Annotated in this window: 21 protein-coding genes and 1 tRNA gene; 19 read left to right on the top strand and 3 right to left on the bottom strand. The window is 55.7% G+C overall.

Annotation, left to right across the window (positions count from 1 at the left end):
* Positions 1-118: 118 nt before the first annotated feature.
* Positions 119-1,360 (top strand): L,D-transpeptidase, encoded by a 1,242-nt coding sequence (locus QM007_RS08970; protein WP_283489644.1) that lies wholly within the window; start codon positions 119-121, stop codon positions 1,358-1,360.
* A 133-nt stretch (positions 1,361-1,493) separates the two neighbouring features.
* The gene (locus QM007_RS08965) at positions 1,494-2,516 is read left to right on the top strand and encodes a TIGR01906 family membrane protein (RefSeq protein WP_283489643.1); all 1,023 of its coding nucleotides are present in this window, start codon (positions 1,494-1,496) and stop codon (positions 2,514-2,516) included.
* A gap of 4 nt (positions 2,517-2,520) precedes the next feature.
* On the opposite strand, the gene QM007_RS08960 is transcribed toward QM007_RS08965, so the two are convergent.
* Positions 2,521-4,137, bottom strand: a complete 1,617-nt coding sequence (locus tag QM007_RS08960; RefSeq protein WP_502949105.1) for a dolichyl-phosphate-mannose--protein mannosyltransferase — start codon at positions 4,135-4,137, stop codon at positions 2,521-2,523.
* 310 nt (positions 4,138-4,447) lie between these two features.
* Between QM007_RS08960 and QM007_RS08955 the strand changes: the two genes are divergently transcribed.
* The 3 genes from QM007_RS08955 (at position 4,448) to QM007_RS08945 (ending at position 7,442) form a co-directional block, all read left to right on the top strand.
* Positions 4,448-5,374 carry a type IV toxin-antitoxin system AbiEi family antitoxin domain-containing protein gene (locus tag QM007_RS08955; protein WP_283489641.1) on the top strand — a complete coding sequence of 309 codons (927 nt, stop codon included), beginning with the start codon at positions 4,448-4,450 and terminating at the stop codon, positions 5,372-5,374.
* 102 nt (positions 5,375-5,476) lie between these two features.
* Entirely contained in the window at positions 5,477-6,361 is an 885-nt protein-coding gene (rsmI, locus tag QM007_RS08950) for a 16S rRNA (cytidine(1402)-2'-O)-methyltransferase (RefSeq protein ID WP_283489640.1), read from the top strand.
* Between the two features lie 4 nt (positions 6,362-6,365).
* Positions 6,366-7,442 carry a TatD family hydrolase gene (locus tag QM007_RS08945; protein WP_283489639.1) on the top strand — a complete coding sequence of 359 codons (1,077 nt, stop codon included), beginning with the start codon at positions 6,366-6,368 and terminating at the stop codon, positions 7,440-7,442.
* On the opposite strand, the gene QM007_RS08940 is transcribed toward QM007_RS08945, so the two are convergent.
* Positions 7,396-8,640 (bottom strand): glycosyltransferase 87 family protein, encoded by a 1,245-nt coding sequence (locus tag QM007_RS08940; RefSeq protein ID WP_283489638.1) that lies wholly within the window; start codon positions 8,638-8,640, stop codon positions 7,396-7,398. The genes QM007_RS08945 and QM007_RS08940 overlap by 47 nt on opposite strands.
* 115 nt (positions 8,641-8,755) lie before the next feature.
* Here QM007_RS08940 and rsmA point away from each other — a divergent pair, with 115 nt between their 5' ends.
* Together rsmA and QM007_RS08930 are read left to right on the top strand one after the other, a co-directional pair.
* Complete coding sequence (gene rsmA, locus QM007_RS08935; RefSeq protein WP_283489637.1) at positions 8,756-9,664, top strand: 16S rRNA (adenine(1518)-N(6)/adenine(1519)-N(6))-dimethyltransferase RsmA; 909 nt, start codon at positions 8,756-8,758, stop codon at positions 9,662-9,664.
* Complete coding sequence (locus QM007_RS08930; protein ID WP_283489636.1) at positions 9,661-10,575, top strand: GHMP family kinase ATP-binding protein; 915 nt, start codon at positions 9,661-9,663, stop codon at positions 10,573-10,575. The genes rsmA and QM007_RS08930 overlap by 4 nt, the downstream gene beginning before the upstream one ends.
* A 46-nt stretch (positions 10,576-10,621) precedes the next feature.
* Here the strand turns inward: QM007_RS08930 and QM007_RS08925 are convergent, their stop codons facing one another.
* A complete protein-coding gene (locus tag QM007_RS08925) occupies positions 10,622-12,448 on the bottom strand; it encodes an ABC-F family ATP-binding cassette domain-containing protein (protein WP_283489635.1) in 1,827 nt (608 codons plus the stop codon).
* Between the two features lie 129 nt (positions 12,449-12,577).
* On the opposite strand from QM007_RS08925, the gene QM007_RS08920 reads away from it, so the two are divergent.
* The 12 genes from QM007_RS08920 to QM007_RS08865 all read left to right on the top strand — a co-directional run bounded on the left by QM007_RS08920 (position 12,578) and on the right by QM007_RS08865 (position 25,067).
* Positions 12,578-13,168, top strand: a complete 591-nt coding sequence (locus QM007_RS08920) for an arsenate reductase/protein-tyrosine-phosphatase family protein (RefSeq protein ID WP_283489634.1) — start codon at positions 12,578-12,580, stop codon at positions 13,166-13,168.
* Between the two features lie 117 nt (positions 13,169-13,285).
* A tRNA-Gln gene (locus QM007_RS08915) sits at positions 13,286-13,357 on the top strand.
* Between the two features lie 63 nt (positions 13,358-13,420).
* The gene (gene glmU / locus QM007_RS08910; RefSeq protein WP_283489633.1) at positions 13,421-14,896 is read left to right on the top strand and encodes a bifunctional UDP-N-acetylglucosamine diphosphorylase/glucosamine-1-phosphate N-acetyltransferase GlmU; all 1,476 of its coding nucleotides are present in this window, start codon (positions 13,421-13,423) and stop codon (positions 14,894-14,896) included.
* A 5-nt stretch (positions 14,897-14,901) separates the two neighbouring features.
* Positions 14,902-15,885 (top strand): ribose-phosphate diphosphokinase, encoded by a 984-nt coding sequence (locus QM007_RS08905; RefSeq protein ID WP_283489632.1) that lies wholly within the window; start codon positions 14,902-14,904, stop codon positions 15,883-15,885.
* A 75-nt stretch (positions 15,886-15,960) separates the two neighbouring features.
* Positions 15,961-17,412 (top strand): lipopolysaccharide biosynthesis protein, encoded by a 1,452-nt coding sequence (locus QM007_RS08900; protein ID WP_283489631.1) that lies wholly within the window; start codon positions 15,961-15,963, stop codon positions 17,410-17,412.
* 98 nt (positions 17,413-17,510) lie between these two features.
* Positions 17,511-18,446 carry a glycosyltransferase family 2 protein gene (locus tag QM007_RS08895; protein WP_283489630.1) on the top strand — a complete coding sequence of 312 codons (936 nt, stop codon included), beginning with the start codon at positions 17,511-17,513 and terminating at the stop codon, positions 18,444-18,446.
* A 5-nt stretch (positions 18,447-18,451) separates the two neighbouring features.
* Positions 18,452-19,003 carry an acyltransferase gene (locus QM007_RS08890; RefSeq protein WP_283489629.1) on the top strand — a complete coding sequence of 184 codons (552 nt, stop codon included), beginning with the start codon at positions 18,452-18,454 and terminating at the stop codon, positions 19,001-19,003.
* A gap of 8 nt (positions 19,004-19,011) precedes the next feature.
* Complete coding sequence (locus QM007_RS08885; protein ID WP_283489628.1) at positions 19,012-20,025, top strand: NAD-dependent epimerase/dehydratase family protein; 1,014 nt, start codon at positions 19,012-19,014, stop codon at positions 20,023-20,025.
* Positions 20,026-21,030, top strand: coding sequence for a CgeB family protein (locus QM007_RS08880; RefSeq protein ID WP_283489627.1), 1,005 nt, complete (start codon positions 20,026-20,028; stop codon positions 21,028-21,030).
* Complete coding sequence (locus QM007_RS08875) at positions 21,021-22,094, top strand: RNA-binding protein (protein ID WP_283489626.1); 1,074 nt, start codon at positions 21,021-21,023, stop codon at positions 22,092-22,094. Before QM007_RS08880 ends, QM007_RS08875 begins: the two co-directional genes overlap by 10 nt.
* Entirely contained in the window at positions 22,095-22,814 is a 720-nt protein-coding gene (locus QM007_RS08870) for an acylneuraminate cytidylyltransferase family protein (RefSeq protein ID WP_283489625.1), read from the top strand. It abuts the gene before it with no gap.
* Positions 22,815-22,823: 9 nt separating this feature from the next.
* On the top strand, positions 22,824-25,067 hold the full coding sequence (locus QM007_RS08865; RefSeq protein WP_283489624.1) for an N-acetylneuraminate synthase family protein: 2,244 nt from the start codon (positions 22,824-22,826) through the stop codon (positions 25,065-25,067).
* Positions 25,068-25,074 lie beyond the last annotated feature (7 nt).

Here is a 25,074-nt window from a genome sequence, read left to right as displayed (position 1 = left end):
TCTATGACCAACGGGTTTTCTTGTAGGCCCTATATCAAAAACAGCCCTTATCCGATAAACTTTGACGAGCACACAACACACTTGCGCCCACAGTACGTGACATAAGGAAGATAAGTTCGTGGTCAACCCCATCAACGCAGCCAACCGAGACACTTTTACCCGTCGGTCCTTCGTGACCGTAGGAGCTCTGGGCACAATGACTCTTGCTGCCTGCTCCACACCCGAGAGCAGTACCAGCAGCGCAAGTGCCGCTGCGACTGCAAGCTCGAGCCCCACTCCCACCGCTAAGTTCACCGGTACTGTAGAGGTCTACCCCGCCCTCGATGAGGTAGAGATTAACCCCATCGAGACCGTCACCGTCACCACCGCTGACTCGACCCTCACCAAGGTCACCGTGACCACCGCCAAGGGCGAAGAGCTTGCCGGTGAGCTAGCCGCAGACGGCAAGAGCTGGGCCTCAACCGACCGCATGCTCTTCCACAGCGACTACACCGTGGAGTGGGAAGCTGAGGACGCCGCAGGTACCTCAGGCACCGGAGAGAGTGCCTTCTCCACTGTCTCTGCTGCCTATGAGGTAGATGCCCTCATGAACTTTGACGAGGGCGCTAGCTACGGCATCGGTAAAATCATCCAGTTCAACTTCTCTGAGCCCGTCCTGAACAAGGCCGAGGTAGAAAAGCGCATCACCGTCAAGGGTGGTGGCGATCAGGCTGGTAAGTTCCGTTGGTACAGCGACTACATGGTGCGCTACCGCCCCGAGGACAAGTGGGCTACCAACTCCACTGTTACCGTCACCATCGACCTGTTCGGCCTTGACGTGGGTAACGGCATGATCGGTAACCACACCACCACCCGCAGCTTCAAGACCTGGAACAAGCGCTACGCCTTTGCGGATAACAACACTAAGACCATCAAGATGTATATCGATGACCTCATGGTGCGCGAAGCTTTCATTACCCTAGGCAACACTGAATGGCCTTCTGTGGTGGGCCAGCTGGTCATCATGGAAAAGGCTGAGAGCTACTACTTCAACCCCGGTTCTCTTAATCTAGCAGAAAACGACCCCCACTACTACGAGCCTTTCTGGGCCTCCTGGACTGCTCGACTGACCTCCGGCGGTGTCTTTGTTCACCAGGCCCTACCCTCAGCCTGGGCTTCGGTAGGTCGCGCGAACGTCTCCCACGGCTGCATCGGCATGCTGCCCGATGACGCTAAGTTCTTCTACAACACCTTCGGTGTTGGCGACGTGGTAGAGACTGTGAACACCGGTTACCCCCAGGCTGACCCCGACGACGGCTACGGTGACTGGAACATTCCTTTTGCCAACTACCACGACTCCACCTGGCAGGGTAACTGGTAAGACCAGAGCCTGACCGGCACAGACTGCAAAACTCTCGCCCCTAACACCCCCGGTGCCCGGGCGGGAGTTTTTAGTTTCTAGCGCGTAGAATACACAGGCAGACGCACCCTAGACACCCGGGAGGAAACCCACCGTGGCCCAGCAGCCCGACCAGAACCAGGAGTGGAAGAAACTCAGCCCCGCTATCACCCCGCCTAAGACCGATAGCCTACTGTCAGCCCGCAGGGCTGAGCGCGGTATTCAGATTCCGGCTCCTACCGCCCACGAGGTAGGCGACACCAGCCCATCGGCAGAGCAGACCGGGGCGGACGATCCCTCCGAGGCTACCCCCTGGACCGCGCCCCTGGCTGCGGTGGCAGCCCCCGGAGGTAACGCGTCCGCTCCCGAAGTTACCCCGGCTGCAGAACGCGCCGAAGCCCGCGAAGTTGCGGTAGACGACAAGCCCCGCCTGCTGGGGCTGCGTCGGGCCCTCATCGCCCTGGCCGTTCCCGTACTGACCATCATGCTGGCTGTGCGTGCCGTCGCCAGCCCCGCCTTCCTCTGGCTCGAATACCATCGACCCGGTTTCCCGGCAGATAGCTACGGCTTCGATACCCAGGAAAGACTGCGTCTGGGCTCCTATGGGCTGGACTATATCTTGAACTTTGCCCCCCACACCTACCTGGCCGATATCACCACCGGAGGTCAAGAGGCCTTCCTTGCCAGCGAGGTTGAGCACATGACCGACGTCAAACGGGTCATGCTGATCAGTATGACCTTTGCCCTCATCATGTTGGTCCTCGCCCTGCTCTCAGCTAGAACCCTGCGCCTGCGGGCCCCGGGCGTCCTGCGGTCCTCCCTTTTCACCGGTGCCTGGCTCACCCTAGCCCTGCTTATCGGCATGGGCGTTGCTGGTGCTATCGGCTGGGAAGCCTTATTCACCACCTTCCACGAGGTCTTCTTTCCCCAGGGCAACTGGCAGTTCCGCATGAGCGACACCCTTATCCGCCTCTACCCGCCTCAGTTCTGGGTGGACGCCGCCGCCACCGCAGGTGCCCTCACTCTCTTCATCACGGTTGCCGTCCTCGCCATGACCTGGCCTACCCGCTACCGCAAGCAGCTAGCCCTCAAACGCCGGGCAGAGCGTCAGGAGCTCAAAGAACTCCTGACCAAGTAAACCCCTAAATCCAGGCGTCAAACCACATGCGCTCGCGCCACTCGGTGTAGGGGACGGTCTGGGCCGTCCAAATAGGCCAGTAGTAGATAGAGACTAACAGCGCAAAGACCACAAAAAGCCCGACCACCAGTAGCCCGGCCCGGCGGCGGCGTACGCTGTCGCCGGGGCGTCCTAGCGCCAGCCCCAAAATACCTGCCAGCATAAGAATCAGGTAGGGCTCGAAGGAGAGGGCGTAAAAGAAGAACATGGTGCGCTCGGGGTAGGCAAACCAGGGGAAATAGCCCACCGCAAAGACCGCGAAAAGGGCCGCAAAACGCCAGTCGCGGCGCAGCAGCACAATGAGCAGGGACAGGGCCGCAACGATGATAAAGGACCACCAGATGAGCGGGTTGCCTATATTCAGTACCGCCTCAGAGCAGGACTCAACCGTACAGCCGTTCACGCCCAGGTCAGGGGACTCATAGTAGTAGCTGGTGGGGCGCCCTAAAATCAGCCACTGCCAGGCCGGGGACTCGTAGGTGTGGGGGGAATCCAGCCCTGAATGGAAGGCATAGGCAGAGCGGTGGTACTCCCAGAGGGAGCGCAGAGACTCTGGCAGCCAGAGAACGCCCTCGCCGGGGTGCTCCGTGGCCCAGTTGCGGTTGTAGGCAGAATCTGAGAGGAACCAGCCGGTCCAGGTCGCCAGATAAGTCAGCAGGCCAGTACCGATGAGGGCAAAGAAGGCGAACATGCCGTCGCTCAGGAAACCCGAGATATACCAGCGGCGGATACCGGCGATACGGCGGGCGTTGGCATCCCAAAAAACCGTCATCAGACCGAAGATAGCGATGAAGAAGAGGGCGTTCCATTTGACACCAACCGCCAGACCCGCGCAGATACCGGCGATAAACCGCCAGTAGCGGAAACCCAGCCAGGGGCCGTAGCGCATGAAGTCGTCGGTGGGAGAGCCGCCCTGGTCACTAGCATGAGCCGCTATACGGGCCGCGAGCCTACACCTACCCTGATAGCGGTCAAGCAGCAGAGCCACGAAGGTGGCCAGCAGCCAGAACATGAGGAAGATATCGAGAAGGGCAAAACGGGACTGCACAAAGTGCAGACCGTCAATAGAAATCAGCAGGCCGGCCAAGGTAGCAACCGTAACTGAGCGGAAGAGAAGCCAGCCAGCGAGCATGACCAGCCCCACCGACAGGGTGCCTGTTAGGGCTGCGGCAAATCGCCAGCCAAAGGGGTTATCGTCACCAAAAATTGCCATACCGAAGGCGATCATCCACTTACCAACCGGCGGGTGGACCACATATTCGGCGGTTTCAAGGATGCCCGATGGAGCTCCGGCAACGAAGGTCTCGTTGGCTGTATCGGACCAGTTGCGCTCGTACCCAAAGTGCAGCAGGGAGTAGGCGTCTTTAGCGTAGTAGGTCTCGTCAAAGACGATGGCGTTAGGGTTAGCCAGGTTCACAAAACGCATGAGCCCGGCCAGTACCAGTACAAGCAGGGGGGCCACCCAGCCGTAGCGGGGCATCGGTACCGCTGTTACGGCTAGCCGTGCCCGGAGGGCTGACTCGGTGAAAGCGTCTTTGAGGGTCAGGACGGCAGGGGTTGGGTTAGATGTCACCCTAGCTATGCTACCTGGGGCAGCAGAATCGCGCGCGGACGCGTGGGGACCAGCTTCCTCTGGTCCTATCTAGTAGGGACCAGATTCCTCCCAAAATACTTCATGCCATGACCTACAATTGGTATTTTTCTGGTCCTTACGAGGGGCGGGGCTCTACCTACGGGGTGGTGAAGCTACCCTGTGGATACCTGTATATGCGCTGTAATAACCTGACCGATAAAAAAATCTTTTTTGGCGCAATCCGTTGAGACTGGGAGAAACTTTATCCACAGAAAACATCAGTTCTAGAAATGTAGCTCCTACACAACAGAATGCTGTTATGGATATTCTCGATAGCCTTCAAACCGTTTATACCTACAGGGAACTGCTGCGGCTGGGCATGAGCTCTAGCGTTATCGCTCGCCGGGTTAGACAACAGGAGCTGGCCCGTCTCATTCCAGGTGTTTATACAACCCAGTCAAATTTTCGTCAGCTTCCTCATTATCAGCAGTACCCTTACTTTATTTCTGCTGTTTACAAGAGGAACCCTCAAACTGTTTTCACTCACCAAACCGCTGCCTGGTTGCACGGCTTAGCCGTGGTAGATCAGAAGCTGGTAGATGTACAGTGCCACCCTAGTTCACGGGGGCGTGCTCAAGGTATCGCAAAGCACTATTCGTCTACAGTTCCCGATATAACGTCAGTGCACGGCTTCTTCCACCTCACTACCTGCCTGCGGACTTTAGCTGATTGTTGCCGCTACCTGCATCCGTCCTCAGCACTAGTTACGGTTGAGTCAGCGCTTTATCAGGGAGCCTGCACGGTTGAAGAAATCGCGGAGTATTTGGGGCGTCAGAGGGGGCGTGGAGTTCAGAAGATGCGGACGGTTGCCGGCCTCATGAGTTCTTCAAGTGAGAGTGCTGGTGAAAGCAAACTGAAATGGGTCTTACACATGAGCCCCTTGCCTTTGCCAGCCCAGCAGGCTGATGTTTGGGTTGAAAACGAACACTTCCGGCTCGACTTTGCTTACGAAGATGAAATGATTGCCCTCGAATTTGATGGACGGGTGAAATACCTTGATTCTCAGAGCCGCGATGAGGTTTTCTTCAACGAGGTGCGACGCGAGAAGCTGCTGAAAAATGCGGGGTGGGATGTGCTGCGCTGTGACTGGTCTACCGTTGTGAACCACCCGCAGAAAATCGTTCGTGAAGTTCTTGCCACCATGCAAAGGAAAAACGGGAGTAGTAGAACTACGGCGCTCAGGTAACAATGGACCAGGAAAGTAACGATTGTATGTGTGGTGGACAAGGACGTCGGGAGGAATCTGGTCCCTACTTGTAGGGGAACAAAAGTAGTAGGGTTTAACCCTATGGAACCCTCCCCTCATACCACGCCCGCCGCGCCGGCCGAAGGCGGCGCCCTCATCCTTGGCGGAACCCCTATCGGCAACCTAGCCGATGCCTCCCCGCGCCTGCGTGAGGCGCTCGCGTCCGCCGACGTACTCGCCGTTGAAGACAGCCGTACCCTGCGTAAACTAGCCGCCGGGCTGGGTGTCACGACCCGGGGGCGGGTGTTGGTTAACCATGACTACAACGAGGCAGCCCGCGCCCGGCAAATCGTTGAAGCTGTGGCATCCGGGCAGACCGTGCTACTCATGTCGGATGCCGGTATGCCAGCGGTTTCTGACCCAGGCTATGTGGCGGCAGCAGCCGTAGCTGACGCTGGTCTGACTGTCACCGCCCTGCCCGGCCCCTCAGCCGTCGTCACTGCCATAGCCGTGTCCGGCCTACCCTCGGGCCGCTTCACCTTCGAGGGTTTCCTGGCCCGCAAGGGCTCAGACCGCTCCCGCCGTCTCAAGGCCCTTGCAGCCGAAGAGCGCACCATGGTCTTCTACGAGTCCCCCCACCGGCTGGCCGCGACCCTGCACGATTTTGCCGAAGCCTTCGGGGCAGAGCGCCGGGCTGCCGTCTGCCGGGAACTGACTAAGCTGCACGAAGAGGTTGCCCGCGGCAGCCTGCAAGAACTCATTACCTGGGCCGAATCTAAGCAGATCAAGGGCGAAGCCGCCATCGTGGTTGAGGGCGCCCCCGAACCCGAGGCAGAAGAGGCAGAGAACCTGACCGACCTCGTCCTGGAGCTTGTGGCAGATGGCGTCCGCCTGAAAGCCGCCTGTGCCCAGGTGGCTGAAGTTCACGGGGTCTCTAAACGCGACCTTTACCAGGCGACCCTGGCCGTCAAAGATTCAGAAAGCTAAACCTATGTGTACCGACCACACCCTGACCGACGCCGAACTCCGCGAACTTGCCGAGCGATTTGCCTCCTACCTGCCCAGTGAGGCCGAGCAGACCGCCACCATCTTTGAGACCCCCGAACCGATTTTTGAGGGCGAAGTACCCCCGGCCTATCGGGCTGACCGCTACAACACTGCGGGTGAGCCCAGTGGGGAGGGCACCCGCCGCCGCGGCGAGAAGGGGGAGGACGGACGCCGCCGCAACCTGGTCTTCCCGCCGGCTCCCGCGCCCCTGCCCTACGCCATTGTCGATAACCACACCCATATGGACCTGCTGGACGGTGAGGTTGCCGTGACCGCCCGCGATGCGCTCGACACCGGCGAAGCCCTGGGAATCGGCGCGATCGTGCAGGTGGGCTGTGATGTGTCCAGCTCCCTCTACGCTGTGCGAGCTGCCCAGGCCGACCCCCGCGTCCTGGCCGCTGTGGCCCTGCACCCCAATGAAGCCCCCAAGCTGGCAGAAGCCGGTCAGCTGGAGGCGGCCCTGGCCGCTATCGACACCCTGGCAGCTGACCCGCGCGTCCGTGCCCTGGGTGAGACCGGCCTGGACTACTTCCGCACCGGTGAGGAGGGGAAGGGCGCCCAGGAAGAGTCCTTCCGCGCCCATATCCGTATGGCGAAGAAACACGGTAAGGCTGTGCAGATCCACGACCGCGACGCGCACGAGGACGTTGTCCGCATCCTGCTCGATGAGGGCGCACCCGAGAGCGTGATTTTCCACTGCTACTCAGGCGGGCCCGACCTGGCTGAAATCTGTAACGAACAGGGCTGGTACATGAGCTTTGCGGGTACTGTGACCTTCAAGAACTCGCACGGTATTCAAGAGTCGCTGAAGCTAGCCCGCCGGGATCTTATCCTGGCTGAGACCGATGCGCCCTTCCTGACCCCCCACCCCTTCCGGGGCCGTCCTAATGCCAGCTACATGACCAACTACACCGTTCGCTTTATGGCCGACCACCTGGGCGCCGACCTGGAAGAGCTCTGCCGGGATATCCGAGCTAACTCCCTGGCTGCCTACGGGAGCTGGGGGATTGAGGGGTTCTAGCCCCGAGAACCAGGTAGGCGACCGCCCAGGCCACCGGCAGAGCATGGAGGAGAGCCAGGTGCTCGGGCCATTCATTGCCGCCCCAGTCGTGCCCGCCAAACCAGACCGCAAAGGGCATGGCAAAGATGAGCACACCGGTGGCGGCTAGGTAAAGGTAGCCGGTGTGCGCGGTGCGCCAGCCGTAGAGGGCCGCGAAGACGAGGAAGGTGACGAACCAGACCCAGTGGTGGGTCCAGGAGATGGGGGAGAGCAGCAGCCCCAGCACCGCCACGCAGGAGGCCGCCCCCAGGTAGGCGCCACGGACGTCCTGCCCTGCCAGTCTGCGCACAGCCAGGTAGGTGAGCACCACCGACCCCAGGGCGGTGATGGCAAAGAAGACGCCGGTGAGCCAGGTGGGGAAGAGCATAGCCCAGGTGCCCAGCAGGTTATAGTTCAAGGCCCCGGTAATTGACCCCACACGGGAGGATTCAAAGATTTTCTCGGTGAAGTATTCGCGGGCCACCTCAAAATCGACGGCAAAGCTCAGCGCGATAGAGGCCAGACCGGTGCCCACGAACCGGGCCAGGGACTTCCAATCGCGGGTGGTAAGAAAGAGCAGGCCGAAGATAGCCGGGGTGAGTTTGATGCAGGCGGTCAGAGCAATGAGTACCCCGTGCCAGCGGGTGTTCTTGAGATAGATGACGTCGGTGAGAATGAGCAGTACCAAAAAGAGGTTGATCTGCCCCAGTTCCATATTGAAGCTGATGGGGAAGAACTTGAGCAGCAGGGGAGTGAGCCAGAGCCCGGCAGCTAAGGCGGGGTGCTTGCCCACCCCCATACCTCGGCAGGAGAGATAGACCAGGGCCACCAGCGCGGCAATGTTGAGTAGCAGGAATATAGGCCCTGCGGTATCTGCACTGGTGAGCAGCACAAAGGGGGTGAAAACTAGGGCAGCAAAGGGCGGGTAGGTAAAGCCGTAGATTTCTTCAGGCGGTAGGGCCCAGTTGTAGAGCTGGCCGGTTTCTAGCCAGTGGGCCACCCCTCCGTAATAGACCTGCAGGTCGAAGAATTCCCGGGCCACCATTTTTTCGTCCCAGAGGAAGGGGTAGGCGCTGATGAGGGTCAGCGCCAGGGCGGTGACCAAGGCCGGTGTGCTGGTGAGTGCTCGGGCAAGGGCGGCGATGGGCGGACGCTGGTGGGCGGTAGGTGCTACAGGCATGGGGTTCCCGGGGTTGGGTGGCTTGGTACGAGCAGTAATTCTACCGGGGGTGTTCTGGGAGTATGGAAACCTATATGTATATATGTGTATATACAGACCCGGTAGACTAGGAAGCGTGACTGAACAGCAATCTCCCGCGCCCGATGCCCTGTTGGGCCCCCAAGAAATTCGTGACCTGGCAGCCCAGCTTGGCATCCGCCCCACTAAGACCCTGGGGCAGAACTTCGTGATTGATCCCAATACGATTCGCCGTATTATCACTGCTGCCGGTATTAGCCCCGATGAGACGGTGGTTGAGGTTGGCCCGGGCCTGGGCTCTCTCACCCTGGGTATCTTGGACGTTGCACGCGACATGGTTGCTGTTGAGATTGACCCGCCCCTGGCCAAGCAGCTACCTGCAACGATTGCCCGCTTCCGCCCCGGCTCAGAAGACCGCATCGACGTGGTGCTCTCCGACGCTATGAAGGTCACCGAGCTGCCGCGCACCCCGTCCGCCCTGGTGGCTAATCTGCCCTACAACGTGGCAGTGCCGGTGCTCCTGCACATGTTCGCGACCTTCCCCTCCATAGAGCACGCCCTGGTGATGGTTCAGGACGAGGTTGCCGACCGCCTCTCAGCCAAGCCCGGTTCAAAGATTTACGGGGTGCCCTCGGTCAAGGCTAACTGGTTCGCTGAGGTGTCGAAGGCCGGAGTTATCGGTACTAACGTTTTCTGGCCTGCCCCCAAGATTAAGTCGGGTCTGGTGGCTTTTAAGCGCCGCCCCGAGCTGCTATCTGACCTGCCTCGTGAAGAGGTCTTTGCTATTGTCGATGCTGCCTTTGCCCAGCGCCGTAAGACCCTACGGGCGGCCCTGGCCGGTTGGGCCGGTTCTGCTGCCCGTGCCGGTGAGATTCTTGAAGCCGCCGGTATTGACCCGCAGCTGCGCGGTGAGAAGCTCGATATTTTTGATTTCATCAAGATTGCCGAAGCCGCCCGGCAGGTACCTGCCCCTACCGACCAGAGCGGGGAGGGGGCGTCCGCATGACTCTGAGCGTTTCTGCTACCGCCCCCGGCAAGGTCAACCTATATTTTGCGGTGGGGCCCCTGCGGGAGGACGGCTACCATGAGGTTGCCTCGCTCTACGCCGCTACCGATGTGCTGGAGCGCGTGACGATTTCTTCGGCTCAAGAGCCGGGTATCGCCCAGTCGATGAGCGTTGCTGAGGGCTCCCCGGTTGCGGAGCAGGTTGATGCCGGGGCTTTTGACCCGGCTGTGGTTCCGCTCGACGAATCTAACCTGGCCTACCGCGGTGCGGCAGCGGTGCTGGCGGAGAGCGGCCTGGAGCCCGCGGACGTCGCTGTCCAGCTTCATATTGATAAGGCTGTGCCGGTTGCCGGTGGTATGGGCGGTGGTTCAGCTGACGCTGCTGCTGCCATGAAGGCTATGAACGACTACCTGGTACAGGCAGGTCTGGCAACTGAGCCTCTTGCGCTTGAGCGCCTGTTGGAGCTGGCCGCTCCGCTGGGCGCCGATGTGCCTTTCGCCCTGCTGGGCGGCCTGGCCGTGGGTACCGGGGTGGGGGATAAGCTCACTCCGATTGAGGTGCCCGAGGGTGTGGAGCCGCTGAGGTTCGGGTTTATGCCTTCAACGGCTGGGCTATCAACTCCCGCGGTGTTCAGGGAGCTGGACGCTGGCCGGGCTGAGGGGCGCTACCCTGCTCCGGACGCCACCCTGCAAGTTCCGCAGGAGCTGTTAGACCTGCTGACCTCGGCCGAGCCGCTGCAGAGGCGCCTGCCGGCTATCGCCGGGCTGTTGCGCAATGACCTGGCTGCTCCTGCTGTTGCCTTGTTGCCCGAACTGGTAGAAACACTGGAACAGGCCGAATCCCAGTTCGGTGTAGCGGCAGGCTTTGTGTCGGGGTCAGGGCCTACCATAGTGCGTATGTACAACACATAAGTGGTACGAAGACGGGGCAGATATAGTTTCTATCTACCCCGTCTTTTTACGCAATTACTTCGCTGAGTTCCATCCAGCGTATTTCCAGCTCATCAACTTCCGCCTGGATGCCCTGCTGTTCAGCAGAGAGAGCAGCCAAACCTTCATAATCTGAAGGGTCATGGCTGGCCATTTTCTCTTCCAGCTTGGCTTTTTGATCTGCCAGCTTAGCCAGCTTGCGGTCGATCTGATTAATTTCCTTCTGGGCAGCCCGAACCTCAGCCCCACTAGCCTTAGCAGCCGAGCTGCTAGCGGCGTCCTGCTTACCTAGCGGTGAGGAATCAACTGCCTTGGTTGAGGGGGAAGCCGTAGCAGAAGCTGAAAGTTGCAGGTACTCATCAACCCCACCGGGCAGGTGCCTAAAAGTGCCATTGATCAGGGCGTACTGCTGGTCGGTGACACGTTCCATCAGGTAGCGGTCGTGGGAAACCACCAGCAGGGTGCCCGGCCAGGTGTCTAGAAGGTCCTCCATAGCCGCCAGCATGTCGGTGTCCAGGTCGTTTGAAGGCTCGTCCAGAATGAGCACATTGGGTTCGTCCAAGAGAATCAGCAGCAACTGAAGGCGGCGCTTCTGACCGCCAGAAAGATCCTTAACCGGGGTGGAAAGCTGGGCTGAGGTAAAACCCAGACGCTCTAACAGTTGGCCGGGAGTCATCTCCTTACCACCAGCCACATACGAGGTGCGCTTGCGCCCAATAACATCTGAAACTCGGTCATTCTCGACTTCTCGCAGTTCATCGAGCTGCTGGGTCAGCGTAGCGACCTTTACGGTCTTACCGTGCTTAACCCGCCCTCGGGTAGGCTCTACCGAACCAGTCACAAGGCCTAGCAGGGTTGATTTGCCAGCACCGTTGACCCCCATGATGCCGGTGCGCTCACCCGGGGCGATGCGCCAGGTAACCTTCTTGAGCACGTCCTTGGTTGCACCGGGTGTGCTGGCATCGGGGTAGCTGACATCGACGTCCTCAATATCCACGACGTCCTTACCCAGGCGAGACACTGCCATCTGCGATAGCTCAACCTTGTTGCGCACCGGCGGTACGTCGGCAATGAGGGCGTTAGCAGCGTCAATGCGGAACTTGGGCTTGGACGTGCGTGCGGGGGCCCCACGACGCAGCCAGGCGAGCTCTTTGCGCATGAGGTTTTGGCGTTTTGCCTCGGTGGCAGCAGCCTGACGGTCACGCTCAACACGCTGCAGAATGTAGGCAGCGTACCCGCCCTCGAAGGGCTCTACGATGCCATCGTGAACTTCCCAGGTGTCGGTACAAATTTCGTCAAGGAACCAGCGGTCGTGGGTGACGGTCAGTAGGCCACCTGCGTTCTTGGACCAACGGGTTTTGAGATGGTTAGCAAGCCAGGTAATAGCCTCAACGTCGAGATGGTTGGTGGGTTCGTCGAGCATGAGGACATCCCAGTCACCTGCCAGCAGAGCGGCAAGGGCAACGCGGCGGCGCTGGCCGCCTGAGAGAGAAGAGACGGACGCATTCCAGTCGAGGTCCGGCACCAGCCCCGAAATAACATCGCGAATCTTAGAGTCTGAAGCCCACTCGTATTCGGGGGTATCACCAACGATAGCCTGGCCTACAGTGAGCGAATCATCGAGCACGTCAGCCTGATCAAGGAAGCCGATACGGGTGCCGGATCGCACCGTGACCTTGCCTGAATCGGGGGTAAGCCGCCCGCCGAGAAGGGAGAGAAGGGTCGACTTACCGTCACCGTTACGGCCCACGATACCGATGCGATCGCCTTCGTTCAGGCCAACCGTGATGCCCTCAAAAATGGTACGGGTAGGGAATTCAATATGCAGGTCTTCGCCGCCAAGTAGATGTGCCATCTCTTTAGGCTACAAGGTGCATAGTAGGTCTGTCAGTTGCAAACCTCGTTTTGCCGTTTCGAGCGATTCTTGTTTGGCAGCACCAGCGCTTAGTCATTACAAGTTCTGCACAGAGGTAATATAAACGGCATGACACAATTCAACGTAGGAGCTCTCCTTAAAAAAAGAAGAAGAGTAGAGGAAGAAGAGCTCAGGTATCCCCCGATGTCCAAGAAGATTCTCTTTGTTTGCACAGGTAATATTGCCCGAAGCGCCTCGGCACAGTACATCGCTGAGCAACTTTCAGGCTCCGATTCAGAGTGGACTTTCGATAGCGCGGGGACTGGGGCTATCGTAGGCTCAGGAGTAGCTCCTTTCATCGACTCGGAGCTGGAATCGCGAGGTGTAAACTTTCACAGCCATCAGGCTAAACAGATTACTGCCCAGTTGTTGGAAGAATCTGCACTAGTCTTAGTGATGGAGAAAGAACACCTAAACTGGATTGTGCGTGAGTGGCCCCAATACCGCTCAAAAATACATCTTTTAAAACAAATGGCGCGAGTTCAGGAACAAGCTGGTCGCCGTGTTAATCCAGTATCCTTTATGCATGCGCTAGACCAGCCTCCAGCTAAAGAAGACAGAATCGCTGACCCTTACCGCAAGGGAGCAGAAGCCGCGCGAGTCGCAGTAGAAGAAATTGAGCTTGCCCTAACGAAAATTATCCCCTGGTTAGGGGCTTAGGCCACTTCCTAATGAATTTTTACCAAGAGTCACACTCCACGCGTTTCATTCTGGGCATGAGACTTGGTAATATCTAGATTCGTCCGTGCTACTTCACTGAAGTAGGTGGGACGACAATCCGCCATGGTGTAATTGGCAACACAGCGGCCTTTGGAGCCGTTATTCAAGGTTCGAGTCCTTGTGGCGGAGCTCAACACCCCATACATCTCACAACATTATTCGGGGTTTCACTCGCTCAAGGAGTACTAACTAGTGACTGCTACTGCTTCAGTTCCGTCCGCTGTTATTGTTCTAGCCGCCGGAGCTGGAACCCGTATGAAGTCCTCCACCCCCAAGGTTATGCACTCTATCGGTGGGCGCTCCATGGTAGAACATGCAGTAGCTGTGGCTCGTGAACTTAACCCCAAGAACCTGGCTGTTGTTGTGCGCCACCAGCGCGATAAGGTAGCTGCTCACGTCATTGAGTTCGACGCCGATGTCACGATTGTGGACCAGGACGAGATTCCCGGTACCGGTCGCGCCGTTGAGGTTGGACTGCTGGGGCTGGACGCAGAGGCCGGGGAAGTTGAAGGTACCGTTGTGGTGACCTACGGTGACGTTCCCCTGCTGAAGACCGAGACCCTGCGCAAGCTCATTGCCTTCCATGAAGAAGGTAAGAACGCTGTTACTGTCCTGACAACCCACATTGACGAGCCGGGTTCTTACGGCCGTATCGTCCGTAACGAGGCCGGCGAAGTAACCGCCATTGTCGAAGCCAAGGACGCTAGCCCTGAGCAGCTCGCCATCACTGAAATCAACTCCGGTATTTATGCCTTTGACGCAAAGGTGCTGCGTGACTCGCTCACCCGCGTCACCACCGACAATGCCCAGGGCGAAAAGTACATCACTGACGTTCTCTCCATCGCCCGTGAGGACGGCTACCGCACCAGTGCACTCGATATTGAAGATCGCTGGGAAGTTGAAGGCGCAAATGACCGCGTGCAGCTGGCCCAGCTGGGGCGCAAGCTCAACGACCGTGTGACCCACGCTCACATGGTTGCTGGTGTCACCATTGTTGACCCCGAATCCACCTGGATTGACGTTACTGTAACTATCGAAAACGATGTAACCATTCTGCCCGGTACCCATCTGCGCGGCACCACCCATATCGCAACTGGCTCCGTCATCGGCTCTGACACCACTCTGACCAACGTCAAGGTAGGGGAGAACGTGACTATCTCCCGCACCGAGGGCTCTGATTCAGAAATCGCTGACGGTGCTACCGTTGGCCCCTTCGCTTACCTGCGCCCCGGTACTAAGCTTGGCCCCAAGGGCAAGATTGGCACCTTTGTTGAAACCAAGAACGCCGAAATTGGCGCCGGTTCAAAGCTGCCTCACCTCTCTTATGCCGGGGATGTAACCATTGGCGAAAATTCTAATATCGGTGCAGCCTCAATCTTTGTGAACTACGACGGTGTGAACAAGCACCGCTCCACCGTAGGTAACAATGTCCGAATGGGGTCCGACAACATGTATGTCGCACCCGTACATATCGGAGATGGCGCGTATTCTGGAGCTGGAACCGTCATCCGCAAGGACGTCCCCGCAGGCGCCCTAGCAATTAACGAAGCCCCTCAGCGTAACATCGAACGCTGGGTCATTGAAAAGCGAGCCGGTACTGAAGCCGCAGAGGCAGCCCAGGCTGCACTCGGTGCGGAGTCAACCGACTCAGTTAAGGAAAGCGAATAGCAGTAATGACTGAGATTACGAATCCAGGTGAAAAGAAGATGGCGCTGGTCTCAGGCCGTGCCCACCCCGAACTCGCTGAACAAATCGCAGCGGAACTGGGGAACGAAGTTCTTCCTTCATCCGCCTACACCTTCGCCAACGGTGAGACCTACGTACGTTTCAACGAATCGGTACGAGGGAAGGACGCATTCGTTATCCAGTCACACCCGGCACCGATTAACGATGCCATCATGGAACAGCTCATTATGGTTGACTCGCTCAAGCGTGCATCGGCTCGTTCCATCACTGTAGTTTCCCCCTTCTACCCCTACGCCCGTCAGGACAAGAAGCACAAGGGCCGTGAGCCTATCTCAGCTCGTCTGATTGCTGATCTCTACAAGACCGCTGGTGCCCACCGCCTGATGAGCGTTGATCTGCATACCGCTCAGATTCAGGGCTTCTTTGACGGCCCCGTTGACCACCTGATGGCTATCCCCCTGCTCGCCGAGTACGTAGCAAGCAAGGTCGATACCGATAACGTTACAGTGGTTTCACCCGACACCGGCCGTGTACGCGTTGCTGAGCAGTGGGCTGAACTTCTTGGCGGGGCCCCGCTGGCTTTCGTCCATAAGACTCGCGATGTCAACGTGCCTAATCAGGCTGTATCTAAGACCGTGGTGGGCGATATCGAGGGCTGCACCTGCGTGCTGATTGACGACATGATTGATACCGGTGGTACTATTGCCGGTGCTGTGCGTGTGCTCAAGGAAAACGGCGCTAAGGACGTCATCATCGCAGCCACCCACGCTGTCTTCTCAGACCCTGCTGCTGAGCGTCTGGCTAACTGCGGGGCTAGCGAAGTCGTTGTTACCAACACTCTGCCACTCAAGCCCGAGCAGACGTTCGACAACCTGACTGTATTGTCAATTGCTCCCTTGCTAGCTCGTGCTATCAAGGAAGTCTTTGATGAGGGCTCTGTCACTAGTTTGTTTGATGGTAGAGCAAACTAGCATTCAGAAATACAACTGACGCTGGGGTCATGCACTTAGTGCATGACCCCTCACCGTACCTATAGGAGGGGGAGAATGGCTGAAAGAACTTTAGCTCAGAGAGGTGCGCGTGGAGGGGTTAACGCTGTTGGCGGTCAGCTGGCAAAAATTGTCATTAACCTTGTTTCACTCGCAATTTTGGCAAGACTTATCAGTCCTGAAGAGTATGGGCTGGTTGCTATGGTTATGGCTGTAATGGCAATAGCTGATGTATTTAGAGATTTCGGTCTAACATCAGCTACCATCCAAGCAAAAACGATTTCGCCTCAGGAACGAAGCAATTTATGGTGGCTAAATACCACAATGGGAGTAGTAGTTGCTGCTGCTATAGCACTTCTTGCCCCTGTTGTTGCAGCAATATATAGCGACGATAGGCTGATTTTAATAACTCTTGTAATGTCACTAAATTTTGTTATTTCTGGGATGTCAACTCAGTATTTTGCAAACCTTCAGCGAGAGATCCAGTTTGGCAAAATTGCAGTGAATAATATTATTTCCAATATAATTGGATTGATTGCTGCAGTGATCATGGCTTTAAACGGATTTGGGGTCTGGTCTCTAGTATTTCAAGGGTTAGTAATAGCTATCGCCAGTTTGTTGATCTTTATTATTCAGACCAGATGGATTCCTAGAGGCTACGATAGGTCAGTATCTATGCGTAGATTCTTGAATTTTGGGATGCCTCTCATGTTTTCTAATCTGCTAAACTATTTCTCAGGTTTAGTTGATGTTTATATGATTGGTCATGTTTCGGGGCCTGAGGTGCTCGGGTATTTCAACAGATCTTCTCAGGCTGTTCGCACGCCACTGAATAGTTTGAGGTCACCACTAAATAATGTTGCCTTTTCTACTTTGTCGAAAAAACAATCATCTAATGCAGAAATCGCTACTTCAATAGAAAAAGGTCAGATTCTTCTGGCCTACCCTCTAGCCTTAATCGCAGGTGGCTTGGCTGCCGCATCTTCATCACTGGTTGTCTTTTTTCTGGGTGAAAGTTGGCAAGCAGCTGCGCCATTTTTTGCTTGGATTGCGATTACCGAGGGGCTTAACTGCCTTGCGATGACAGCGGGATGGATTTTTCTTATTCGAGGCAAGTCTAAAGGACTTATGAATCTAACGATCTTCAGCTCGATTAATAGAACTATTTTTGTTATTATAGGTGCTTTGGTGCTGGGCCCCCTAGGGGCCGTGGTGGGGCAAGCCGTGGCTGTGATGATTCAATGGCCGTTGTCTTTGCTTTGGGTCCAACGTTCAACAGGAGTTTCTACTAAAGGTTTGCTAGTTAACTCCTATCGAATATTTGCGGTTGTGCTATTCTCTAGCGCATTGAATTATTACATCCTCCAGGGGCTAGCAGTGGACTTGATTGCGTCAATCCTTCTTGGTGTTGTATTACAGTTGGCGCTAGCCGCTATCTGTGCTGTTATTCCAGCAGTAAGGAGAGATTACATGCAGATTCTAGAATTCGCAAAATCTTTAAACAAATAGTAACCATGTTTATAAGAAAAATCTATTGGAATTGTGGTAGAATACTTTTAAATTTCATTTTTTCTGTAGTTTAGTAATTTGGGGGAGAGAAGAGTGCGATGGGTGAAAATATGACGGACTTGTCGGTTGTTATCCCTTTTTATGGGGATCCAGCAGATACTTTGAATCTTGTGAATCAGATTCAGGCGCAAGAAGCGTTGGCTTCGGTGCAGATTGTTGTTTCTGACGATGCTTCTCCGCAACCTTTTCCCGAAGTTGGTGGGGTGACTACTGTGCGTCGAGCCACCAATGGTGGGTTTGGTGCTAACGTCAACACAGGAGTCGCTGCAGCTGAAGGTAAATGGATACTTATTCTTAACAGTGATTTGACTCTGTCGAGTGGTTTTATCGACGACATGTACAAGGCAGCAGAAGCAGAGTATGCTCTTGCAGGTGGAAAGGGGGTAGTGCTTGCTCCGCATATTGTAGGGCATGAGGGGGATTCACAATGGGTCGGTCGTGCCTTTCCCCGTGTTCGTCATCATGCTTGGGAATGGTTTACCCCAGCTGCACGTTTGCGTCCGACTCGTTTTTGGCATCACATGGTTGGCCATAATCTAGCTTGCATAGCTGATAACCGGGCAGAACCTGACTGGCTTATGGGTGCCTGCCTCATGATGCCCCGTTCTCTTTACAATGAGGTTGGAGGTATGGACGAATCCTTCTTCATGAATAGTGAAGAAGTAGATATACAGTATCGTTTGATGCTGCAAGGCGTACCACGTGTGTTCCGAGGTGATATTACAGTTGCGCATGAGGGTGGCGGCTCATCAGGAGATACTGCTCGCAGGCGTCAATGGGTAACTAACTCACGATTCTTATACGAAAAAAAGTGGGGGCATCCACAAAAGCTTAGAGTGGCTCTAACCGCAGTGACTCACGTAAACTATCTCTTTAATCAAGTTAGAAGAGTCCGCAACTCAGCAGTCAAGCCTCGAGAGGTTCGCCAAACTGAACTTTCCACGATTCAGACTGCTTTTCAGCAACTAAGTTAGAGAAGATGAATTTCGCACGTAAGATAACTGAAGTACCTCCGTCTATTCGATGGCATGTTGGCTCAGCACTTTCAAAATACCTGTACTCTCGGGCCCTAGGTGCTTCTGGTAAATCTCTCAAGATTATTTCTCCGCTCAAGCTTGTCGGTACTGAGAACATGTATTTTGATGATGATGTGCTTATCCGGGAGGGCGTATGGCTACAGACCGAGTCTGGCGGGGTATTGCGGATAGGCAGACACTTTCACCTTGGCCATCATGGACACATCCATGCTGTAGCTGACGTGACTATCGGTAACGATTGCTTGTTCGGAGACAATGTAATGGTTAACACAGGTGTCCATGTCCCCGGGAAGCTGGATGAAGTGACTCACCGTGGGCCAATTACTATTGGCGACAAAGTCTTCCTAGGCAGGAACGCTATCGTTCTTGGCGGTGTAACTATCGGCGATGGGGCAATTATTGGTGCCGGAGCTGTTGTTACCAAGGACGTAGAAAGTGGGGCCGTTGTTGTAGGTGTCCCCGCTCAACCAATTAATCGCACTCAAATAAATTAGGGAAAACTATGAAAATTCTTATCACTGGTGGTGTTGGATTTATCGGCCTCAAACTTGCTCGTAAGCTGGTTGACCAGAGTCATTCTGTTTATGCACTTGACAGTTTGCTTGAACAGGTACATCAAAATATTGAGGCTGAAAAGGCACAGTTCCCCGGCGAGATTATCGTTGGAGATGTATCTGACCCAGATATTTGGAGCAACTTACCTCAGGCTGAAGCCATTATCCATCTTGCAGCAGAAACTGGTACTGCTCAGTCTATGTATGAAACTGACCGCTACCGACGAGTTAATATCGACGGTACTCGCTACGCCGCTGAGAAAGCTGTCGAATGGGGAGTCCCTCTGATTGCACTGAGCTCTCGTGCTGTGTACGGTGAAGGCTTTGAGGATCGTGGAACTACTGAGCAAGATATCCATGCTCCACTTTCTGTATACGGCGAGACTAAGTCAGTTGGTGAGGACGTTGTAGCGGAAGTAACCCAGGGTAAAATACCTGCCATCATTATCCGACCTCAGAATGTTATTGGCCCAGGGCAAGCCTTACACAACCCCTATACCGGTGTGCTAGCAGCTTTCTTAGCGCGTCTGCGAGAAGGCAAAAATCTCTCTGTATATGGTGATGGTACTGCAACTCGCGATTTTATTCATGTGGAAGACGTCGCTGACTTCATTATTTGGGCCTTAAATAATCAGCCTGGGCTCGAGGAGTCTCCCCGCACCCTGAACCTCGGTTCTGGTGAACGAATTACTCTTGATCAGCTAGCTCAGTTCTCTATTGATGCAGTCCCTGGTGGCTCTGACGCTGTCATCGAGCACGTTGATATTAGACGTGCCGGGGATATTGATCATGCACTTGCAGATATGACTTATGCATATTCCCTGGGAGCTCCTCAAGCCCGCTGGAATGCTCGCGAGTCTATTGCAGATTTCATTGTTAAATCATGGGAAGTCCCCGGAGCTAAAAGCGAAACCTGGGATACAGCACTAGAAGAACTTACCGAGCGAGGACTGGCTGAATAGATGGCTCAGCCTAAAATTTTTCTCGTTTCTCCCGCTTTCCACGGGTACTGGAGGACTATTGAGCGTTCTCTGACCAAACGCGGCTATCAAGTTATTACCCATGTATACGATGCACCGGGTACTTTGCTTGAACGTCTCCGGAATAAAGCGTTGCACGATTTGCCCGAATACTTGCGCCCTGCTCGTTTCGAAAATTTGGTGACAGAGCAGGCCCTCACCCGCTTTCGGGAAGTGAACCCTGATATCGTCCTAGTAGTAAAGGGCGATCAATTGGGCTCTTCTTGGTGGGACGCTGTTAGCACTTCCGAGGTGCGTTTAGTGACCTGGATGTATGACGAATTCCGCAGGATGCGATATTCAGACAAGAATTTCGATCTTAACTTACTAGGTGAGATTGCTAGCTACAGCCCCGGGGACGTCGCTAATCTGACTGCTCGCGGTTATAAAGCAACAGAAGTTCCTTTAGCGTACGACACAGATATAGATATTATTCCAGTCCAGGGCAGTGAAATCACATTCGTTGGTGCCCGCTATCCTGGACGCGAAGCAATGCTTCTAGCTCTACATCAAGCTGGAGTTCCAGTTAAGGCATTCGGTAAACAGTGGTCACGCCACTGGTGGGATATGGCCCGCACACGTAATTTCAAGAATCCAGGTATTGCTTCAGGGCGGGACCTCGATCGACCTCATGCATACGGTGTTATGGCGGGATCGCCAGCAACGCTTAATATCCATGGAGATCAGGATGGATTTACAATGCGTACCTTTGAAGCTTCAGGCGTGGGTGGGTTGCAAATTGTTGACCGAGTTGAAGTTGAACGTTATTACGATCCAGGTAAAGAAGTGCTTGTCTACGGATCTGAAGAAGAACTAATTGAAGTTTGTCAGCGTATTTTTGCTGACCCTCAGTGGGCACATACAATTCGCGTGGCTGGACAGAAGCGTACTTTGTCTGAGCATACTTTTGATCAACGTGTTAAAATGCTGGAGGATCTGTGGACATAGAGAATAAATCTGGACTCTTATTTCCTGAAGATTTAAATCAGTGGTATGCCTGGCAGCGCTCTGCGAATCGTATAGGCAACGTCAAACATACAGTTAAACAAGTAGCTTCTTGGAGAAAACCTTCTCATATATCTGCTCCTCCGCGTATATTCTTTAGTAGCAGAGGCTCTAGACCCAGTCAATTGGTAGTGGCATTAGATAGTATCGGAGCAACCTCTCTCAAAGCGCTTATCGAACCTCTTGCTTACACTGATGTCGCAGCCACAGTCTTATCGCATAATGATATTACTCATCATCTTCCTGGTGAGAATTGGTGCGTCGAAGAACTTTTGCTTTCCGAAGCCATAAAACAGCTGAATCCTCAGGTCGTACTATCGGCTGGACATTACCTAGATTTAGGTTCGGCTACTTTCGAGCTTGCTCTCCGTATAGATGCTGACTATGTAGTGTCTCAGCACGGTCTTAACACGCCGTTTGCGCCCCCCCTGGCCCCTTCCGCTCATCTACTAGCTTTTAGTCAAGCAGATGCTGAATTCTGGATTTCAGGGCGTACAGATATTACCTATGATGTGGTTGGTTCCCAGCTTTTTTGGGAAGCAGCGCAGCTACCTGCTATGCAGGCTTCAGATGAGACTGCTCAACCTATTTTCTTAGGCCAAATGCACGGAGCTGAACTACCCCGTCATTCTTACGCCCAAGCAGGGTACACATTCTGTAAGGAGACGGGGGCCCGTTACCGACCTCACCCTAACGAAAAGGACAAACTGTCTGTACTTACCCATGCTTTATGGGACAAAATGGGTATAGAGATTGACCGAGGTCGCGAGCCCCTCAACACGCTGACCAACCCTGTAGTATCAATTTTTTCTACAGGAGTACTTGAAGCGGCAATTAGGGGAATCCCTGCTTGGGTTTATCATCCCAAGCCGCCTGCGTGGGTCAGAGAGTTTTGGGATAGGTATGGTCTTAGCCAGTGGGGCGAAGCCCCCACGCCTGCACCGACTGTGCCTTCAACACCTCCAGCAAAGGCAATCGCACAATACCTAGAGGAGAAACTTAAATAGATGCGCGTTCTATGCGTGATACCCGTTCGCGGCGGGTCCAAGGGAATCCCCCGAAAGAACCTCAAACCCATCGCTGGTAAGCCCCTCGTCGCCTGGACCATTGAGCAGGCCCTTGCCGCAAAGGCTGAGCTGGAAGGCGAGCACCTGGTTGACGTGCTGGTCTCAACCGATGACGCTGAGCTAGCTGATATTGCCCGCCAGCACGGGGCAGAGGTACCCTTCATGCGCCCGCCCCACCTGGCAGAAGACACCACCGCTACCGAACCGGTGATTGAGCACGCTATCGAGTTCTACACAGCTGCGGGCAAACGTCCGGACGCCGTCATGCTCCTGCAAGCGACCTCGCCCGTCCGCCTGCCCGGCACCCTGGCCCGCGCTATCCGCCAGTTCGCTGTCTCTGCATCGGATTCTATGGTGGGCGTTATCCCCATCGGCCCCTTTATCTGGGCTGCCACCGAGCCACCGACTGCCCAGTATGAGGTCATGGCTCGCCCTCGGCGTCAGGAACTCACCCGTGAGACTTTCCGCTACCGCGAAAACGGCTCCATGTATATTACCAAGACCGAGCTCTATGAAACTCTGCACAACCGATTGGGCGGCGAGATTGAGCTCTTCATGCTTGATGAGGTCGAAGGCGTAGACATTGACGCCCCCATCGACTTCTCCGTCGCAGAACACCAGCTACTCACCACACTCGCATCAGAAGAAAACGAAGGTTAAATAAATACCATGATTATCGAACGCAATATCACCCCGTACATCGTTTTCTCCGAGGATCCGGTGCTGACTGCCCTACAGAAGATTTCTGCTAACGGGCAGCGTATAATCTTCCTGGTCAACGAGTCAGGTGTGCTTAAGGGCTCCCTGTCAGACGGTGACTTCCGCCGCTGGCTGATTGCCAACCCCGCTGCCCCCCTTGAAACCAGTGCCCTTGAGGTGGCTAACCTGGGCGTCAAGACTGCCCCCATCGGTTCGGAACCGGCAGAGCTACAGGGCGAATTTGCCAAGGGTATCAGCCTTCTTCCCCTGGTGGACGAGCGAGGCCACCTGGTTGCTATCGCCATGGACGAGCAGAACGTGCTGCGTATTGGCCGCACCGAAATCACCGAAGACTCGCCCTCCTTCATCATCGCCGAAATCGGCAACAACCACCAGGGCGATGTTGACCTGGCAAAGCGCCTGGTGGACCTGGCTGTTGACACAGGTGCAGACGCTGTTAAGTTCCAGCTGCGCGACATGGACGCCCTCTACCGCCAGAAGGGCTCAAAGTCAGCCGGCGAAGACCTAGGTGTTCAGTACACCCTCGACCTACTCTCCCGCTTCTCCTTTACCGTGGATCAGATGTACGAGGTCTTTGACCATGTCAAGCAGCACGATATGGACATCATGTGCACCCCCTGGGACGGCCCCTCGGTCCAGGCTCTGGTCGACTACGGTATTCAGGGTCTCAAGGTTGCCTCAGCCGACCTGACTAACCACGAGCTACTGCGCGATATGGCCTCCCGCGGCCTGCCCATGCTGGTCTCTACCGGTATGAGCCGTGAAGAAGAAATCCGCGAGTCGGTTAACCTGCTGCGCTCCTTGGGTGCCTCCTACGCCCTGCTGCAGTGCCAGTCCACCTATCCCGCGCCCTTCAAGGACGTCAACCTGGCTTACATGGACCGCCTGGCTGAAATCGGTCAGAGTCTGGTGGGCTACTCAGGCCACGAACGCGGCTACCACGTGCCCATTGCGGCCGTTGCCCGCGGTGCCAAGATTATTGAAAAGCACTTCACCGTCGATAAGACCCTCGAAGGTAATGACCACACCGTCTCCCTGCTGCCTGACGAGTTCAAGGCTATGGTGCAGCAGATTCGTGAGGTAGAGGAATCTATCGGTACCTCAGCCCCCCGCGAGGTCTCCACCGGTGAGCTCATGAACCGTGTCAACCTTGCTAAGTCACTGGTTGCTACGCGCACCATTGCTAAGGGTGAAGTTGTGACCGAGGCGGACGTCGAGGTTAAGTCACCCGGCCGCGGTCTGCAGCCCAACTACCTGCCCCAGCTTCTGGGCCGCACCATGCAGCGTGAGGTTGAAGCCGGCACCTTCTTCTTCGAAGGGGATCTGAAGGACGACCTAGTGACCCGCCGCGACTTCACATTCGATCGCCCCTGGGGCCTGCCCGTCCGTTACCACGACTACAAGCCCCTGATTGAGGACGCCGAGCCTGACTTCCTGGAGTTCCACTTCTCCTACAAGGATCTTGAAGTCGACATCGATGAGGTCTTCGATCGTAAGCTCGACATGTCCTTCACCACCCACCTGCCCGACCTCTTCGCCGGTGACTTCCTGGTAGATCTGGCTTCTCGCGACCAGGAAACCTGGGAGCGCTCGATTGCAGAGGTCCAGCGCACCATCGACATTACCCGCGATTTGACCCGCTACTTCACCGTGGATGACGACCCGGTCATGGTCGTCACCATGGGTGGCTTCACCAAGGACGGCCACATCGCACCGTCCGCCCGCGCCGACAAGTATGAGCGTATCGGCGAGGCCCTGGCCAAGCTCGATACCTCAGGCGTGCGTATCGCGGCTCAGACCCTGCCTCCCTACCCCTGGCTCATGGGCGGTCAGCAGTACCACAACCTCTTCCTTGACCCCAAGGACACTGCTGACTTCTCAGACACCTACAACACCGCCCTCTGCCTGGACATCTCCCACACCATGCTGGCGGCCAACTTCCTCAAGATTCCTCTCTCCGAGGCCGTTGAGCTGCTGGCCCCCCGTTCCATCCACCTGCACCTGGTAGACGGCATCGGCGTGGACGGTGAAGGCGTACAGGTCGGTGAAGGCGACGTGGACTGGGCAGCCCTCGGCAAGCAGCTACGCGAACTGACCCCTAAGTCCTCTTTCATCCCCGAAATCTGGCAGGGTCACGTCAACAACGGCGAAGGCTTCTTCACCGCACTCGATAGGCTCGAAAAGTGGCTGTAAACTCGAC

Origin of the sequence: Rothia sp. SD9660Na, from assembly GCF_030064065.1 — a bacterium.
Lineage (GTDB): Bacteria > Actinomycetota > Actinomycetes > Actinomycetales > Micrococcaceae > Rothia.
This window is presented reverse-complemented; position numbering and strand designations above follow the sequence as displayed.

Bases quoted from the DNA above. Each gene is read 5' to 3' on its own strand.
- QM007_RS08955 (WP_283489641.1), top strand. From the start codon at position 4,448: ATGGATATTCTCGATAGCCTTCAAACCGTTTATACCTACAGGGAACTG.
- rsmI (WP_283489640.1), top strand. From the start codon at position 5,477: ATGGAACCCTCCCCTCATACCACGCCCGCCGCGCCGGCCGAAGGCGGC.
- QM007_RS08945 (WP_283489639.1), top strand. From the start codon at position 6,366: ATGTGTACCGACCACACCCTGACCGACGCCGAACTCCGCGAACTTGCC.
- QM007_RS08940 (WP_283489638.1), bottom strand. From the start codon at position 8,640: ATGCCTGTAGCACCTACCGCCCACCAGCGTCCGCCCATCGCCGCCCTT.
- QM007_RS08930 (WP_283489636.1), top strand. From the start codon at position 9,661: ATGACTCTGAGCGTTTCTGCTACCGCCCCCGGCAAGGTCAACCTATAT.
- QM007_RS08925 (WP_283489635.1), bottom strand. From the start codon at position 12,448: ATGGCACATCTACTTGGCGGCGAAGACCTGCATATTGAATTCCCTACC.
- QM007_RS08920 (WP_283489634.1), top strand. From the start codon at position 12,578: ATGACACAATTCAACGTAGGAGCTCTCCTTAAAAAAAGAAGAAGAGTA.
- QM007_RS08905 (WP_283489632.1), top strand. From the start codon at position 14,902: ATGACTGAGATTACGAATCCAGGTGAAAAGAAGATGGCGCTGGTCTCA.
- QM007_RS08900 (WP_283489631.1), top strand. From the start codon at position 15,961: ATGGCTGAAAGAACTTTAGCTCAGAGAGGTGCGCGTGGAGGGGTTAAC.
- QM007_RS08895 (WP_283489630.1), top strand. From the start codon at position 17,511: ATGGGTGAAAATATGACGGACTTGTCGGTTGTTATCCCTTTTTATGGG.
- QM007_RS08890 (WP_283489629.1), top strand. From the start codon at position 18,452: ATGAATTTCGCACGTAAGATAACTGAAGTACCTCCGTCTATTCGATGG.
- QM007_RS08885 (WP_283489628.1), top strand. From the start codon at position 19,012: ATGAAAATTCTTATCACTGGTGGTGTTGGATTTATCGGCCTCAAACTT.
- QM007_RS08880 (WP_283489627.1), top strand. From the start codon at position 20,026: ATGGCTCAGCCTAAAATTTTTCTCGTTTCTCCCGCTTTCCACGGGTAC.
- QM007_RS08870 (WP_283489625.1), top strand. From the start codon at position 22,095: ATGCGCGTTCTATGCGTGATACCCGTTCGCGGCGGGTCCAAGGGAATC.
- QM007_RS08865 (WP_283489624.1), top strand. From the start codon at position 22,824: ATGATTATCGAACGCAATATCACCCCGTACATCGTTTTCTCCGAGGAT.